The 15,726-nt window shown below is 42.7% G+C and carries 18 protein-coding genes; 5 read left to right on the top strand and 13 right to left on the bottom strand.

Annotated elements, in window-relative coordinates; translation table 11 throughout:
- Positions 1 to 167: 167 nt before the first annotated feature.
- The 9 genes from FC07_RS11825 to FC07_RS11785 all read right to left on the bottom strand — a co-directional run bounded on the left by FC07_RS11825 (position 168) and on the right by FC07_RS11785 (position 7,346).
- Positions 168 to 782, bottom strand: coding sequence for a CadD family cadmium resistance transporter (locus FC07_RS11825; protein ID WP_010579428.1), 615 nt, complete (start codon positions 780 to 782; stop codon positions 168 to 170).
- 25 nt (positions 783 to 807) lie between these two features.
- Positions 808 to 1,164: an ArsR/SmtB family transcription factor gene (locus tag FC07_RS11820; RefSeq protein ID WP_010579429.1), complete on the bottom strand. Its 357-nt coding sequence runs from the start codon at positions 1,162 to 1,164 to the stop codon at positions 808 to 810.
- Positions 1,165 to 1,366: 202 nt separating this feature from the next.
- Complete coding sequence (locus tag FC07_RS11815; protein WP_057905310.1) at positions 1,367 to 2,767, bottom strand: FAD-dependent oxidoreductase; 1,401 nt, start codon at positions 2,765 to 2,767, stop codon at positions 1,367 to 1,369.
- Between the two features lie 23 nt (positions 2,768 to 2,790).
- On the bottom strand, positions 2,791 to 3,120 hold the full coding sequence (arsD, locus tag FC07_RS11810) for an arsenite efflux transporter metallochaperone ArsD (RefSeq protein WP_010579431.1): 330 nt from the start codon (positions 3,118 to 3,120) through the stop codon (positions 2,791 to 2,793).
- A gap of 187 nt (positions 3,121 to 3,307) precedes the next feature.
- Positions 3,308 to 3,442, bottom strand: a complete 135-nt coding sequence (locus FC07_RS16315) for a hypothetical protein (protein ID WP_010579432.1) — start codon at positions 3,440 to 3,442, stop codon at positions 3,308 to 3,310.
- A gap of 16 nt (positions 3,443 to 3,458) precedes the next feature.
- Positions 3,459 to 4,754, bottom strand: coding sequence for an arsenic transporter (locus tag FC07_RS11800; RefSeq protein WP_010579433.1), 1,296 nt, complete (start codon positions 4,752 to 4,754; stop codon positions 3,459 to 3,461).
- 75 nt (positions 4,755 to 4,829) lie between these two features.
- Positions 4,830 to 6,560: an arsenical pump-driving ATPase gene (gene arsA / locus FC07_RS11795; RefSeq protein ID WP_010579434.1), complete on the bottom strand. Its 1,731-nt coding sequence runs from the start codon at positions 6,558 to 6,560 to the stop codon at positions 4,830 to 4,832.
- 80 nt (positions 6,561 to 6,640) lie between these two features.
- Positions 6,641 to 7,000: an arsenite efflux transporter metallochaperone ArsD gene (gene arsD, locus FC07_RS11790; protein WP_010579435.1), complete on the bottom strand. Its 360-nt coding sequence runs from the start codon at positions 6,998 to 7,000 to the stop codon at positions 6,641 to 6,643.
- Positions 6,987 to 7,346 carry an ArsR/SmtB family transcription factor gene (locus FC07_RS11785; protein ID WP_010579436.1) on the bottom strand — a complete coding sequence of 120 codons (360 nt, stop codon included), beginning with the start codon at positions 7,344 to 7,346 and terminating at the stop codon, positions 6,987 to 6,989. The genes arsD (FC07_RS11790) and FC07_RS11785 overlap by 14 nt, the downstream gene beginning before the upstream one ends.
- Before the next feature lie 488 nt (positions 7,347 to 7,834).
- Between FC07_RS11785 and FC07_RS11780 the strand changes: the two genes are divergently transcribed.
- Entirely contained in the window at positions 7,835 to 8,083 is a 249-nt protein-coding gene (locus FC07_RS11780; RefSeq protein WP_010579437.1) for a DUF3173 domain-containing protein, read from the top strand.
- Positions 8,083 to 9,318 (top strand): site-specific integrase, encoded by a 1,236-nt coding sequence (locus FC07_RS11775; protein WP_057736509.1) that lies wholly within the window; start codon positions 8,083 to 8,085, stop codon positions 9,316 to 9,318. The genes FC07_RS11780 and FC07_RS11775 overlap by 1 nt, the downstream gene beginning before the upstream one ends.
- Before the next feature lie 23 nt (positions 9,319 to 9,341).
- Here FC07_RS11775 and guaA read toward each other — a convergent pair whose 3' ends face one another.
- Positions 9,342 to 10,886 carry a glutamine-hydrolyzing GMP synthase gene (guaA, locus tag FC07_RS11770; protein ID WP_191981096.1) on the bottom strand — a complete coding sequence of 515 codons (1,545 nt, stop codon included), beginning with the start codon at positions 10,884 to 10,886 and terminating at the stop codon, positions 9,342 to 9,344.
- Positions 10,887 to 11,079: 193 nt separating this feature from the next.
- Positions 11,080 to 12,003, bottom strand: coding sequence for a type I pantothenate kinase (gene coaA, locus FC07_RS11765; RefSeq protein ID WP_057905308.1), 924 nt, complete (start codon positions 12,001 to 12,003; stop codon positions 11,080 to 11,082).
- A gap of 142 nt (positions 12,004 to 12,145) precedes the next feature.
- Here coaA and FC07_RS11760 point away from each other — a divergent pair, with 142 nt between their 5' ends.
- Entirely contained in the window at positions 12,146 to 12,697 is a 552-nt protein-coding gene (locus FC07_RS11760; RefSeq protein WP_057905307.1) for an SGNH/GDSL hydrolase family protein, read from the top strand.
- A gap of 71 nt (positions 12,698 to 12,768) precedes the next feature.
- On the top strand, positions 12,769 to 13,632 hold the full coding sequence (locus FC07_RS11755) for a DegV family protein (RefSeq protein WP_057905306.1): 864 nt from the start codon (positions 12,769 to 12,771) through the stop codon (positions 13,630 to 13,632).
- Between the two features lie 160 nt (positions 13,633 to 13,792).
- Here FC07_RS11755 and FC07_RS11750 read toward each other — a convergent pair whose 3' ends face one another.
- Both FC07_RS11750 and FC07_RS11745 read right to left on the bottom strand, forming a co-directional pair.
- Positions 13,793 to 14,911, bottom strand: a complete 1,119-nt coding sequence (locus FC07_RS11750; RefSeq protein WP_083483307.1) for a cysteine desulfurase family protein — start codon at positions 14,909 to 14,911, stop codon at positions 13,793 to 13,795.
- 26 nt (positions 14,912 to 14,937) lie between these two features.
- Entirely contained in the window at positions 14,938 to 15,261 is a 324-nt protein-coding gene (locus FC07_RS11745) for a DsrE family protein (protein WP_338040231.1), read from the bottom strand.
- A 172-nt stretch (positions 15,262 to 15,433) separates the two neighbouring features.
- On the opposite strand from FC07_RS11745, the gene FC07_RS11740 reads away from it, so the two are divergent.
- Positions 15,434 to 15,697, top strand: coding sequence for a PTS lactose/cellobiose transporter subunit IIA (locus tag FC07_RS11740; RefSeq protein WP_057905304.1), 264 nt, complete (start codon positions 15,434 to 15,436; stop codon positions 15,695 to 15,697).
- Positions 15,698 to 15,726 lie beyond the last annotated feature (29 nt).

Raw genomic sequence — 15,726 nt, 5'->3', positions numbered from 1 at the left:
ATGGTGTAGCAGCATTCTCGTTAAGGTTTAGGAAAAGATATGCATAATTCAGGTTATAATATGTTTCAAATCCACACCCGTAATTCGAAACAATTTTTTTTGCAAGTAACCAATTCTCTGATGCCACTATAACACCTCTATATAAACAAAAAAGATATCCTATTTTTTCAAAAAAGTATTTTAATAAGATGTGAAATTGTGTCACTCTCTAAAATAATCATCATGCCTAATCCAATATAAATAATTGCCATAATCCAATTACCAAATTTATCTAACAATTTCTTAACAATCTTCACACGCGAAAATTTATCACCCAAATAGACAAGTATGAAGATACAGAATGTAAAAACAATAAACGTCGTTATTAGTTGTTCGATTGTTAACGATACAAAGTAAGGCACAAAAAGTCCAATGTTATCAGAGCCACAAGATGCAACGGTGATTAAAGCAACCGTTGCGATCAAATTTTTGTCTTTTCGCTGTTCGATTTTTTCATCAACCTCAGCGGCTTCATCTTCGTCACTCAGGATATATTTAATCCCAAAGCCAATCGGTATTAAACCTAAAAATCCAAGAATCCACTTAGCAGGCACATAGTGAAGTACTAACGCAAAAAAAAGACTGATTGCTATCAATGTGTATGAACCTAAAAATTGACCAATATAAATTTGTTGCTTATGTTTTGTTGACCGATATTTTGAAAATAATAACATCAGAATAACTAATAAATCAATCGCGGTGGAGGCGTATAGCACAATACCAGTTATAATGGTTTTAATCATAGCAACATCCCATTTCACATATTTATTAACCCGTAATTTTACCTGTGTCTTCTGCTAAACACCAAGCACGTTCTAATAGAATAGCAGTACATTCATCAATAATTTCATAGTTGATGAAATTTCCATCACGTTCAGTTTTCACAATTTTTTGATCAACTAATCGCTGCAACTGGTTAGAAATAGCTGCAGTTTTCATATTAAGCCTAGCCGCAATCTTGCCAACTGATATTTTAGGCTCGCGCGTTAAACAATGTAAAATTCTTAATCTTGTATCATTGGATAGAACTTTAAAAAGTAAGACGATCTCACTTGCGTTCTCTTCACTCAGTAAATCACGGCTAGCTAATTCTGGTTTATCCGGACAACAGTCTACTTTTATCATGCGTATCCTCCTTGTAATACAATTATGTGACGACCAACTATTACATTATATCATGTAATAGTTTAATGGTGAACCATATTTTACACTTAATATTAGTAATTGAAACTCCATCACAAAAATAACTAGGTTATAAAACGCCAACATCCAGTTGACGCTTAAAATATAAGCTTCAACTGGATGTTGGAATATTTTAAATAAATAATTAATATTTCAAACTTTGTTGCTCCCAATTCTGAGTCGCAATCTGTACTGCATCCCAAGGTGAGCCAACTGGTGGTGAATAGGATAAATCTAAATCACTAATTTCCGCCACCGTCATATTATTAAAAATTGCCACTGCAAAAATATCACAACGTTTGGCAACTTCACTACCGTAATAACCAATTACCTGTACGCCTAAAAGTCGGCCGGTATGTTGATCACCGGTAATCCTGATCTTAATCTTATGTGCACCCGGAAAATACGCTTTATGATCATCGACGTCGGTTGTTACAGTAAATGGCGCAAAATCTGCCTGTATGGCCTCCTTTGCTAATAATCCAGTCCGCGCAACTACTAGATCAAATACCTTTAGCACTTGAGTCCCAATGCTACTCTTAAAGGTACGTGGAACACCAGCAACATTGAACCCGGCAGTTCGCCCTTGTTTGTGTGCCGTTGTGCCCAGCGGTAAGTAAGCCTTCCCTAACAAATGATGTTTTGTTTCAACTAAATCACCGGCCGCCCATATATCTGGTAACGTAGTTTGCATATATTGATCAACCTTGACGGCACCAGCAATTCCAGTTTTGGAACCAGCTGCGACTAATAAATCAGTATTCGGCTGAACACCAACCACAACTAAAGCCAAATCAAAATCATAAGTATTTATCTTTTGATCCGCATTCACACCAACAACCTTCACCTTAGTTTCAGTTTCATTAATTTCTGAAACAGTTAAGTTAGTTGCAACCTGAACATCATTAGCAACTAATTTTTGATGAACGATTTGGCCTAAATCAGCATCGACCGTTGATAGTATCTCTGCGCCACGTTGAAAAATAGTCACGTTTAAATGACGTTTCTGCAACGCCTCCGCCATTTCAATCCCAATATAGCCGGAGCCTACGATAGCCACATTTTGCACACTGTTTGTAGTCAAATTCGTTTCAAGCGCAAAATAATCTGCCATCGTATGCAAAACACGAACTTTACTATTCTGCTGTTGTGTACGCGCTAAGTCTATCCCTGTAATACCAGATAATTTTGGCTTGGCTCCAGTGGCTACAACCAAATGATCATAATGATAAATTTGTAATTCACCCGCAAACGAATGCGCGATAACTTCATGTTGCTGCGGATCAATTTTCTTAGCAATCATATTCATTTGAAACTCAACGCCAGTCGACGTTAATTCTTGTAAATCCCGATGAGCTAATGAATGCCAATTGGGTACCTCCCCACTAACTGCATAGGGCAATCCACAAATTGATAAATTAGGGTACTCATCTGCCAATAATACTTGAACTCTTAGTTGCGGTTTAAGTTCTTTGGCCTTTAAGGCCGCTGAAATACCAGCGTCACTACCACCGATGATCAATAATTTTTCTGCATCACGTACCATTTAATTAATTCCTTTCACTCCGGTTAATGAACACGTGCCCGACTTAAATCTTGCTGTAGGTAGTCTGAGAACTCTTGAAAAGTTGGATAATCTTTTTGTTTAACGATTTTACCATTGACCATAGTAATTGGTAAAATTGCGACGCCATACTTTTCTAATAAGTCATGCACTTGTTGACTATGAACAAAGGCATCTGGGTTTTGTGCTAGATTTTTACGTGTGATTCTGTTTTTGCTGTCTGCATTAACATGACGCTGAATTGCAGTCGTTTGAATAAGTTTCTTGTTAACACTTGGCCCACAAACACCAGTTGCGCAACACATTGCTGCTTCAAAAATCTCTATTTTGATCATCTTTTACCTCACCTATCAGGCGGTCAAAATGATCAAACTCTTTCTCCACTTGAGTATAGTCACGAAAATAACTAACCGCTAAATTATCTAGAATTAACTAATTGATTTGCAAAAAGGCCGTTTCCACCTGAGACAAGTTCTGTTGAATTACTAGTTCATGGCTATATTTTAATTCAAGCAGATTAATTTATTGATTGGCTTGAATCAGATACGCCGCAGAAATTGCTTCTATTTCTGCACTTACAACTTGCTTCACCAAAGTATCGATTATGTTTAGACTATTACCCAATGAATTCTGTTGCTCATATTTAGTTTGCATCATAATCAGCTATCCTTCCTTAACCAAAGATACTTAACGATAACCATAAACCACATAGTGTAATGAATAAAACTGGAATCGTGATCGTGATACCAATTTTAAAATAAGTGCCCCAAGCAATCTTAACGTCCTTTTGCGCTAGAACATGTAGCCAAACTAAAGTTGCTAATGAACCGATTGGCGTAATTTTTGGTCCTAGATCAGAACCAATAATATTAGCATAAACTAAGGTTTGGTGCATTAAGCCAGAGACATTCGCCCCTTTGATCGATAAAGCATTGATCATCACAGTTGGCATGTTATTCATGGCCGACGACAAGAACGCAGCCATATAGCCCATGCCCATGGTGGCGACAAAACGCCCACCAGTTGCCATTTTAGCAATGATTCCCGCAAGCAATGCCGTTAAGCCAACGTTTTGTAGGCCATAAACCACCACGTACATTCCAATTGAGAAGAAAACAATATTCCACGGTGCACCTTTAATAACGGCCTTGGTATTGACGTGATGACTTAGCTGACCGACTAGCAAAAAGATCAAGGCAATCGTCAAAGCAATAATCGAAACTGGAATATTTAGGAAGCTACTGCTAAAGTAACCAATCAATAACGCTGCCAGCACGACCCAAGAAAATTTAAATAATCGTTGATCCTTGATCGCCGATTTTGGTTCAGCAACTTGGCTGGCATCATAGTGTTTAGGTAACGCCTTACGAAAATATAAGTACAAAATACCGATGCTAGCAACTAATGAAAAAAGATCCGGTAGCCACATCCGTAGCGCATACTCCGAAAATGTGATACCAAAGAAATCAGCTGATACAATATTGACTAGATTACTGACAACTAACGGTAGTGATGTTGCATCAGCGATGAAGCCACTAGCAATGATAAATGGGAAAACCCGCTTTTCATCGAAATGTAACGCACGGACCATTGCCAAGACGATCGGCGTTAAAATCAACGCTGCACCATCGTTAGCAAATAAGGCGGCGACAATTGCACCTAAAACGGCGATCAGAATGAACATGCGCACGCCATTACCTTTAGCTAGCCGCGCCATATGTAAGGCAGCCCACTCGAAAAAACCAATCTCATCCAAAATTAGTGAGATCAAAATAATTGCGACGAAAGATAAAGTCGCGTTCCAAACGATTCCGGTGACAGTGCCAACATCTTTAAACGTGACCACCCGGAATAATAGTGCTAGAACGGCACCACCAATCGCAGTCCAGCCAATTGATAGTCCCTTAGGTTGCCAAATAACAAATAATAATGTCAGTAAAAATATAAAAACGGCGAAAAAGACTTGCATGGTTCCTCCCAACTACCAAAATCAGGGTATTGCTACCCTGATTAATTGATACCTTTATTTCAAATTTTAATAACGCTAAATCGTTAATAACGCCTGCTCAAAATCTGGTTGCCATTGTTCAACTGCAAAATGACCATTGGAAATCTGCTTAACCTTTTCGATCCATTCAACTTCATTTTGCGCCCGGGCCTGCAAACAAGGATGCGTTGTTTCCGTTGCCAGCATACTTTGATTGACCAACCACCAGGTGTGCGCAATTTGGGCCCGATCTAGATCATCATTCAAGCGCATCGACTCATAAACTGGCGTTGTTTCCGGTAAAGTCACCATTACAATTTCAGTCTGTGCTGGATCTTGTAGCCGCGGTAACAGATCAACGATTGCTTGAGGCACATCACCGGCAGTGCGTTTGACTTCTTTGGCATAGCTTTGAGTCGAATCCAGTAGCAGTAGCGTATGGCCGGTTGGCGCCGTATCGATGACTACAACATCACTATCATTTTGGGCGACAATGTTAGCAAAAGCGCGGAAAACGGCAATTTCTTGCGTACATGGTGAGCGTAGATCCTCAGCCACATAGTCAACATCGGCCGATTTCATGGTTTGACGCGCCGTCGTCAGCACTTCATTTTGATAGTCCTTAAGTACCTGCTGTTCATCAATATGACTGATGGTGATTGCAGGATCATCTGTGTTAAAGAAATCAAGATGATCAGCCGGATCAGTGGTGGCTAAATGAACGGTTTTATGCTGGGCCACCAGCTTTTTAGTGATCTGCACGGCCACCGTAGTTTTACCTACGCCGCCTTTACCCATGGTGAAAATAATTTTTTTGTTAGTCTTAATTAAATCAGCAACAATGGTATCTAAATTAGGATAGTGATTGGTAATTGCCGGATAAGTTGCTAAACTTGGTTGTTCCGGTTGTAAAACTAATCTCAACTTATCTAGGCCAGTAACATTGTACGCTCGTAACGGTACTTCTGCTTGGGGCAACGCCTGTAATGTTGCTGGCATCTGTTGCAAATCAGTCTGCTGCTGCTCAAAAATAGCATGGGAAGCACGATCAGTCGGTGTTTTCAACGTTCCATTAATAATTAATTGTTGATTTTGCATGCCAATATCAGCTAATTCTTGGGCTGCCCGCGCCGCTTCCAGTAATGATGCTTTTTGGGGACGCGTGACTAACATTAAGGTGGTCAATTCGCCATTACTTAAAGTAGCCACAGCCTTGGCGTAAATTGCTTTTTTGTCGCCCATCCCGGCTAGTTGGCCTAAGCATGAAGCCCCACGATCATTTTCCGCCAAGTAATTATTCCAAGCTGAGGGCAATTGCAGCATACGCAACGCATGACCAGTCGGCGCTGTATCAAAAATAATATAATCAAAGCGCTGATCGACAGCGGGATCAGTTAAAAATTTAGCGAATTCATTAAACGATGCGATCTCGACCGTACATGAACCAGACAACTGTTCCTCCATATTTTTGACTGCTGCATCCGGTAACACGCCGCGGTAAGGACCAACGACGCTTTCCCGATATTCACCGGCAGCAGTCACCGGATCAAAGTTAGCGGCAAATAGACCGGGCACACCGGTGATTGCCTTGGGTTTATTGGTCAAATCAGTATCAAATACATCCTGTAAATTACTAGCTGGATCAGTGGAGACCAGCATCACTTGCTGACCGCTATCAGCTAGATTGATGGCGGTGGCACTAGCCGTTGTGGTCTTACCGACGCCCCCTTTACCAGTGAAAAATAAATAATGAGTTAAATTAGCATTTTGTGGTTGATATTCGCGCATATATATTCTCCTAACATAGATAATCATCTATATATAATTTAAAAGAAACGGCTGTGCCATTTCTTGCTTCAACCAAAAAATTAGCAGCAGCCACTTCCACCACAACAGCCGCTTGATTGATCAGCCGGCACGAAAACTAAACCAGTATATTCCGATAACTCATCAATTGTTGGGTAAGCGCCGGTTTTAACAATTTTGCCGTCGACAACAGTGATCGGCAATGTTGCATCGGCATCATCCTTGATTGCAGCTAGAATATCGGCCCGCTGACTAAAGACATCTGGATTATTGCTAAGATTATACCGGTCGGCTTCAACGCTGGAAACACCTTGTAACGCGTCAAACGCTGAAGTGATCATTAATAGATCTTCATTGACCGCTGGCCCACAAACCCCGGTAGAACAGCACATCGCTGGTTCAAATAATTCAACTTTTTTCATTAGTGATAACAACCTTTCTGGAATGACTTGTCTGCTGATCTATGCAATCGTCACCATGACAAACGCATTCTTCATTGCTGGCTAAAAGTAGTTCAGTCCCTTGCCTAAATTTAGCCGTAAATTCAGCCTGCAATGTATAATGCTGCCACTTACCCTCTTTACGTGCCGTGACGATCCCAGCATTTTGTAAAACTTTCATGTGGTGCGATAACGTTGGTTGTGAAAAATCAAAATGTTCTAAAATATCACAGGCACAAAGCGAACCGCAGGAAAGTAAATCAATGATTTTGAGACGATTAGGGTCAGCCATTGCTTTTAGCATTAGCACATAATTTTGATAATCCATTGACGTTCTCCCCTCACAAATATAGACACGTATCTATATCTACAATATAGACCTATATCTATGTAAACGTCAAGCATTATTTCAGCTAATCTTTTTTCGATTAGTTTGCTTTTTGGGTTTCATTTTCTATTTTTATCTGTATGTATATAGTGAGCAGGCAATAACACCTGTGAGTCCTTTGAAAACTGAATATTGCTACCCTGACTTTCTGACTTTACTTGAACTGTTGATCTGCGGACGCCATGACCAGAAGTGCGAGCGCCTCCCACACTTTGATTACGATTTTTAACTGATGATCGTACAAGTTAAGTCAATAATGATACTTCCGCGAGGCTCCCACGTAAGCAGGAGAGGTGAAATTCCTATGTCCGTTAGTGACGGAACTGGGTAGCAAGTTTTCCGACACAATTGAGCTGCACTTATTCCCCAATCCTGTTAATATGGAAGCTAAGATATACGGTCTAGCTTCCAGCGAAAGGAGGCTAATTATGGTTCACGTTGTCACTATGACTAAACATGAACTTGTGGCTTTAGGATATGGACCTTGGGCTTCTAAAGACATTATCAGACGTGCAAAGCTGTTAATGGTCCAGAAAGGCTGTCCATATTACGAGTCACCAAAGCTAGGCCGCGTTCCAGTAACTGCGGTTGAAGAAGTATTAGGTCTTACGCTCAATGCGCGAACTCTTTCAGAGTTAGCTAAAATCGGTGCATCTGCGTCAGAGGAGCAATCATAATGACAAAGACAACCGAAGTAATAAAAAAAGCAAAAGACGGCACCTATTATTTCCGTGCCAACATTGGTGTGGATGAACGAACTGGTAAACGTGTCCAAAAACGCCGTAGCGGATTTAAAACAATGCGTGAAGCAAAGACTGCTTATCGTGATTTAATGGCGAATGGGGTTAAAGAAGGTTCAACAGATCAGATTACCTTTGGTGACTTCTGCCAGCAATTCTTTATTCCTTGGTATGAAGGTCATGTCAAAAAGGCTACTTTTGACAGTCGCGTTAGCGTCTTTCGAAAGCAATTCAAAGGATTTAACAAGTATTTCATTAACAAAATTACGCCGGTGGACATACAGAAATGGCAAATCATGATGAAGAGTCAAGTAAGTAATTCATACACCCGCCTAGTTCAATGCTTGTTATCTTTGGTTTTTGATCGTGCAATTGTACTAGGATTCTGTGAAGAGAATCCAACAAAAATTGTTGGCAATTTAAAGAAGGAAAAGAAGAAAGTCGATTTCTGGACTAAAGCCGAGTTTGAGAAAGTTATTTCCTTAATGGATCTTAATGACTACTATCAGCGTTTCAATTTCACCACAATTTGGCTTCTATTTATGACCGGTGCCCGCATCGGTGAAGCAACCGCTCTTCAGTGGGAAGACGTTGATTTTAAAGCCGGTACGATACGGATCAACAAAACACTTTATTATTTAAATGCGTTTAACTATGAATTTACTTCACCCAAAACTCGCGCCAGTGTTCGGACAGTTCCGTTAGACAAAAAGACACTTGAATATCTCTCCGAGTGGAAAGAGATTCAAGCGTCTGAAGTTAAAACAGATTTTGTGCTTTCATACAATGGTGTGCCAACTACTCGCGGATCACTGTCTCAAGTAATCAACGTCTATTCTAAGGCCGCGAATGTTCATCGAATTCGTGTCCACGCGCTTCGACATTCTCATGCTTCCTTGTTAATTAGTATTGGGGAAAACCCATTAATTATTAAGGAACGTTTGGGACATGAAGACATTCAAACAACTTTAGGAACTTATGGACATCTATATCCAAATAGTAACTTTGAGACAGCACAACACCTTAATGGTCTAGTTGATTTCACTCCGGCGGATCATTCAGTCGTTGTCCCCACTCGTAATCAGTTTACGGGCAAGAAACACATTACTGGTGCCATTTCGGTGCCAGCAACGGGAAATACAGAAGAAAAGAGTCAAGAAACGCCGGTATAACGGTATTTATATCTTAGCTTCTACTATTCCCATTCAATCGTTGACGGCGGCTTGGACGTGCAGTCGTACACAACGCGGTTGACGTGGTCGACTTCGTTGACGATCCGTACGGAGATCTTTTGCAAGATGTCCCATGGAATACGTGCGAAATCGGCGGTCATGCCATCGATGGAGGTAACGGCACGAATGGCGATGGTGTAGTCGTAAGTCCGGCCATCCCCCATGACACCGACACTACGGAAGCCTGGCAAAACAGTGAAGTATTGCCAAATATCGCGCATTAAACCGGCTTTGCGAATTTCATCGCGGAGGATGAAGTCGCTGTCACGGACAATTTCTAATTTATCTTTGGTGATCTCGCCGATGACTCGAATGCCTAAGCCAGGTCCAGGGAAAGGCTGGCGCCAAACCAGTGCTTCTGGCATGCCCAACTTTTCACCTAATTCACGGGCTTCATCTTTGAACAAAGTCCGTAAAGGTTCGATCAATTCAAAGTGCATGTCTTCTGGCAAGCCCCCAACGTTATGGTGCGACTTGATAGTTTGCGCCGTATCAGTCCCACTTTCGATCACGTCAGTGTACAACGTACCTTGCGCTAAGAAGTCAATTTCACCTTTTAGCTTAATGGCTTCGTCATTAAAGACTTGGATGAATTCATTACCAATAATCTTGCGTTTCTTTTCAGGATCGCTAACGCCGGTCAACTTACTTAAGAAGCGTTCTTGGGCATCGACTTTAATGATATTCAAGCCAAACTTGCCTTCTAGGCTGTCCATCACTTCTTGCGCTTCGTTTTTACGTAACAAACCGTGATCCACGAAAATACAAGTCAATTGTTGGCCGATGGCTTTGTTTAACAAAACCCCAACAACAGAGCTATCCACACCGCCTGATAAGCCAAGTAAGACTTTGCGGTCGCCAACTTGTTGACGGATCTTTTCAATTTGCAAGTCGATGAAATCAGCCATGGTCCAGTTGCTTTCAGCGCCACAAACATCAAAGGCAAAATGCCGTAAAATTTGGTTACCATATTCCGTGTTTTGCACTTCGGTATGGAATTGCAACCCATAGAACTTCAAGTCGTCGTTACTCATTGCTGCAATTGGGCAATTTTCACTAGTGGCCGTATGCGTAAAGCCGTCTGGCACTTGGGTTACCAAATCGCCATGGCTCATCCAAACATACTGCTTCTTTGGTAAGTCTTTGAACATCACAGCATTGTCGTCCAATACTTCGATGTCCGCATGGCCGTATTCACGGTTGTCAGCTGATTCAACTTTCCCACCTGGCAAAGCTTGTGCCATCAACTGCATCCCATAACAAATCCCTAAAATTGGAATGCCTAATTTAAAGATCTCTGGATCGACTTTAAACGCATTTTCATCATATACACTGTTGGGCCCGCCAGAGAAAACGATCCCTTTTGGTGCCATGGCCTTGATCTCAGCCGCAGTGATTTTATGTGACAACAGTTCGGAATAAATACCAAATTCCCGAATCCGCCGCGTGATCAATTGGTTATATTGACTCCCAAAATCTAGGACAATGATTTTGTCAAAATTACGCATGTCCTTCGCTGCCAAAGAATTCACCTCGTCCTTTAAATTTTAAATTCATTCAATTAACCTCTATCATACTGATTGTCGCCTACAGGGTCAACCATTCTGTGAAAAAAGTTAAAAATAAGCCTATTTTCATCGGAATTGTTCGTGTTTTAAATCAAAAGCGCGATTTGATGCGTTTTCAAGACCACCTTAATGACTAAAACTTACGCAAATAGATTTCGTCAATGCGATGATGTTTGGTTTTATGCAAGATCACATCGGCACGATTACGGGTGGGTAAAATGTAATCCACTAAATTTGGTAGGTCATTGGTAGCCCAAACACGCCGCGCCATATTTTGGGCCGTTTGGTGGTCGCCAATTGCATAGGGATAGTAATAATTCTTAGGATCATGCTTCGCCTTGTCCAGCAACGCCCAGAAACGCTCTAAATACCAACCTTCTACGACATCTGGTTCAGCGTCCACATAAACGGAAAAGTCAAAAAAGTCGCTAATATAGATTCGTTGGTTGGTGGGCAGCTGCAGGACATTGATCCCTTCGACGATCAAAATATCCGGCGTTGATACCATATCGTACTCATTTGGCAGCACATCATAAATCTGGTGAGAATATCGCGGCGCTGCCACAGGTCCTAAATTATTTTTGATCTGGGTCAAAAATGTGATCAACCGCTGCATGTCATAACTTTCGGGGAATCCTTTTCTTTCCATTAAATGCCGCCGCTTCAGTTCTGCATTGGAATAGAGAAACCCATCAGTGGTGATGTTTTGCACTTTTTTGTCAGGATAGGCCCGCGTCAGCAAAATCTCCAATAACCGAGCCGTAGTGGTTTTGCCAACGGCCACACTGCCAGCAATCCCAATGATAAAAGGCGCCGGTTGAAAAGGCACCTGCAAAAAATCTGCGCGCTCCCGCCGACGTTCCTGATACTGTTGATAATACATTTGGATCAAATGCCGTAACGGCGAATAGATATCCTTAACATCATCCATTGAGATCCGATCATTAAAGGCCTTCGCCTGATCTAATTCGGCCTGAGTCAGGTGCGGTAGACCATCTCGGTGAAATCGGCGCCATTCTCGGCGACTAAACCGATAATAATTCATTTCGTTTTCCAAAATTTTTTCTCCTTGGATCCAGAATTGCCAATGACTTTGCTTTAATTTAACGCTATTTCTGTCCAATGTAAACGGCTCAAGACAAAACAATTTGAAAGCGGTAAAATAAACTTAATTTTAACATGAGAAACGAGATGAAGCTATGTTTGATGTACTGCTTTTTGGGGACAGTATTCTGGCTGGTTATCGTAACGGCTTCGTGGCCCCTGTGATCACCAACGCGGTGCAAACCGCCTTTCCAAATTGGCAAGTGGGCAACGCCTCAGTACCTGGCGATACCACTGAAATGGCACTGGAGCGTGTGACCTTTGACGTTGGCGTGCAACAACCCCGCCGCTTGGTGCTCTTTTTCGGTGCCAACGACTTAGACGTTTTTTCTGGCATTACCCCAGAGACCTATCAAGCTAATTTAGTCACGTTGGCCCAAGCTAGCGGTGCCAACGATATTTTGTTGGTGGGCCCGCCGTTGATCGATGAGAAACGCGTGCCGGACCGCCCAATCAAAGCACAGATCCGCTACAATCACGCCGCGCAACTAGCAGCAACAGCCTGCCAAGCCACTTATTTGGACCTCTGGTCACTGATGGACGCCCAACCAAGCGACCTGCATGTGGCTGATGGCTTACATTTAAACAACGCTGGCAATGACTTGCTCTGTCGCGCCTTGATCGCGTCACTGAAATTGTTCGTTTAGCTTTTCTGAAAAGAATGGGGTAAACTGAAAGCATTACAGTCGTTTTTGGACTAAGAATTGGAGTTTTCAGTATGAAAATTGCCGTTGTAACAGATAGTGCCACCTGCTTAACGGCTGAACAGGCCGCGGCCCACAATATTACCGTGGTGCCGATCACCGTTATTTTTGGTCAACAAGCTTATCGCGAAAATATCGACCTCACCACTGAGGAATTTTATCACAAATTAGAAACCGAACCAGAATTACCAACTACGGCCCAAATTTCCATGGGCCAGATTCAAGCGGTTTACGATGACCTTGCCGCTCAAGGCTACGATGCCGTGATCAGCATTCATTTATCCAGCGGCATTACCACCTTTTATCAAAACTTGGTGGCTTACTTGCCAAACGTTACCAACATCAAAGTTTATCCGTTTGATTCCTTACTGGCTAGTGCCGCTGAAGCGGATCAAGCGCTGTACGCCGCCAAATTAGTCGCTGCTGGTACGGCACCGGCAGCCATTATCTCCGCTTTGGAAAAACTGCGGGCTAGCCAGCGCGTGGACTTTATGGTAGCCAACCTCAGCCACCTAGTCCGCACAGGCCGGTTAAGCAATGCTTCCGCAATGGTCGGCAATATGTTACGCATTAAACCGATTTTAAGTTTCAATGCCGACGGCGCCATTAACATTGTGGCCAAAGAACGTACTATGCGTCGTGCTTACCAACACGCTAAACAAGAACTCGCCACCTATATTGAAACCAGCCCTTACCCTGTCCGCGCCACGGTAGTGGATGGCGACAATGCCGCGGAAAGTGCCAAGTGGCTGACTGACTTACAGGCCACCTACCCACAACTGACCCTAGCGACCAGCCATTTAGGCCCGGTGCTAGGCACCCATGTTGGCCGCAAAGTGATGGGCCTGATCTGGTCTTATGATTTTGAAAAAATGTAACCTGCTTCAAAAAAGCACAGGTTCGCAACCCCAATTTGTGGATGCGCCTGTGCTTTTGTGTGTTTAACTTTTCCAAGTGTTATCCACAAGCTGTGGATAACACTGTGTATAGCTTTTAAAACTGTTTTTCTAGTCCGTCTAACTGTGGAAAAAAGTGTGATTAGCTGTGAATAAGATTTTCCAATAAATGCACAGCATGATCCAGCTCACTTTGTGTGGTGTATCGCCCCACACTAAAGCGAATGGCACCGGCCGCAATCTGCGGATCAACGCCCATTGCCGCCAAAACAGGGGAGATTTTTTTAGAGCCAGCATGACAAGCTGAGCCTGTGGTTGCCGCAAGGCCCGGTAAATCGCGTAAAATTTCAGCACCATTATGGCCTAAGAAACTAATGTTAGCTGTTGTCGGCAAGCCTTGGGCCAGGTCTCCATTGACCTGGATCTCATCCCCAAACACTTTGCGCAATTGAGCCACAAAATCATCCCGTAATTGACGTAAATGTGCTTGTGGCAATTCAGCCTGCATTAATTCAGCTGCGGCCCCTAGCGCCACATCATAGGGCACATTTTCAGTGCCGGCACGGCGGCCATTTTCCTGACTCGCCCCGTGCAGTAAAGGTTCCAATTGTAACCCATCCCGAATGTACAACGCGCCAATACCTTTCGGCGCATAGATCTTATGACCAGCTACTGTGAGAAAGTCCACCTGTAAATCAGCAACATCAATGGGCACCTTGCCCACGGCTTGAGACGCATCCGTGTGAAACAAAACGTGCTGCTGGTGACAGATCTCACCAATCGCCTTGATGGGTTGAATTGTCCCCACTTCATTGTTCGCAAACATCACCGTTACCAAAATCGTATCTGGCCGAATTGCGGCCGCCACATCGGCTGGATCAACCAAGCCATGGTGATCTACCGGCAAATAAGTCACCTCAATACCGAAATGTTGTTCCAAGAAATGCAAGGCTTCAAGAATCGCTGGATGTTCAATTTGCGACGTGATGATGTGCTTGCCCTTAGCCTGTTGGGTCAAGGCCACACCTTTCACCACCATATTGTCAGACTCACTGCCACAACTGGTGAACAATATTTCTGACGCCTGTGCGCCTAGTAAGTGTGCCACTTGTTGTCGTGCATGAGCCACGGCATCATGAGCATGTGCGCCAAGCCCATATAGCGTTGAAGGATTGCCAAAAATTTCCGTAAAATAAGGTGTCATCGCCTTCACGACCCGTGGATCCACTGGGGTCGTGGCGTTGTAATCTAAATAAATCATGTCTTTGCGTCGCTCCTTCGTCATCCCTAGAAAGTAACCGTCTTATCTGCCCAAGTAACCACCTCAACGCAGTCACGCATGTTAGAAATTGGGCAGGCTGTATTATCTTGCATTTGCCGCGACTTAATACACGTCCCACAAGCCAACAATTCGCCACCTGCTGTGTGGAACTGTTCCAACCAATTTGGAACATCAAAATGAGCGTCACCAAGGCTTTCAATCTCCACACCAGCCCCCATTAAAAAGAGCTTCACTTCATGGCCTTGTTTCAGCGCCGTTACCGCAAAGCGCAAGCCATTCCAGACTTTTTCAGTGTCGTTAGTTTCCATAATAATGCCTAGTTTCATCATTGACCAATCCCTTCAAGCGTTTTCACCTATCATACCAAATTTCAACTTAAAATGCGGCTACCACTAATTTTCATTTTGTTTTCAAAAATCAAACTCAATTATCAGCCAGCTTGCAAAAGTAAAATGTAACCGTTACATTTAAAACAACTTATTCAGAAAAGAGGCATGCTTTATGGAACCAATTGAACAAGCCATTTTTGAAATAATCGGTCATACAGGTCAGGCCAAGTCCCTACTAATGACTACGATTCAAGCAGTTGAGGCCGGCGATTTTAGCCAAGTGGATACGAATCTAGCCACGGCGCATCAGTTGCAAACTAAGGCACAGCAAGCACATTTACGCTTGGCGACCGATAAAAGTAACTCAATTCCTTTAAATCTTATTTTAATGTTAGCACATGCAGAAACACATTTAATCCTGAATTATTCACCATAAGTTCTCCAAGTACAGTGTCACCCCGGTAT

It is taken from the genome of Loigolactobacillus bifermentans DSM 20003 (assembly GCF_001434575.1).
Classification (GTDB): domain Bacteria; phylum Bacillota; class Bacilli; order Lactobacillales; family Lactobacillaceae; genus Loigolactobacillus; species Loigolactobacillus bifermentans.
This window is presented reverse-complemented; position numbering and strand designations above follow the sequence as displayed.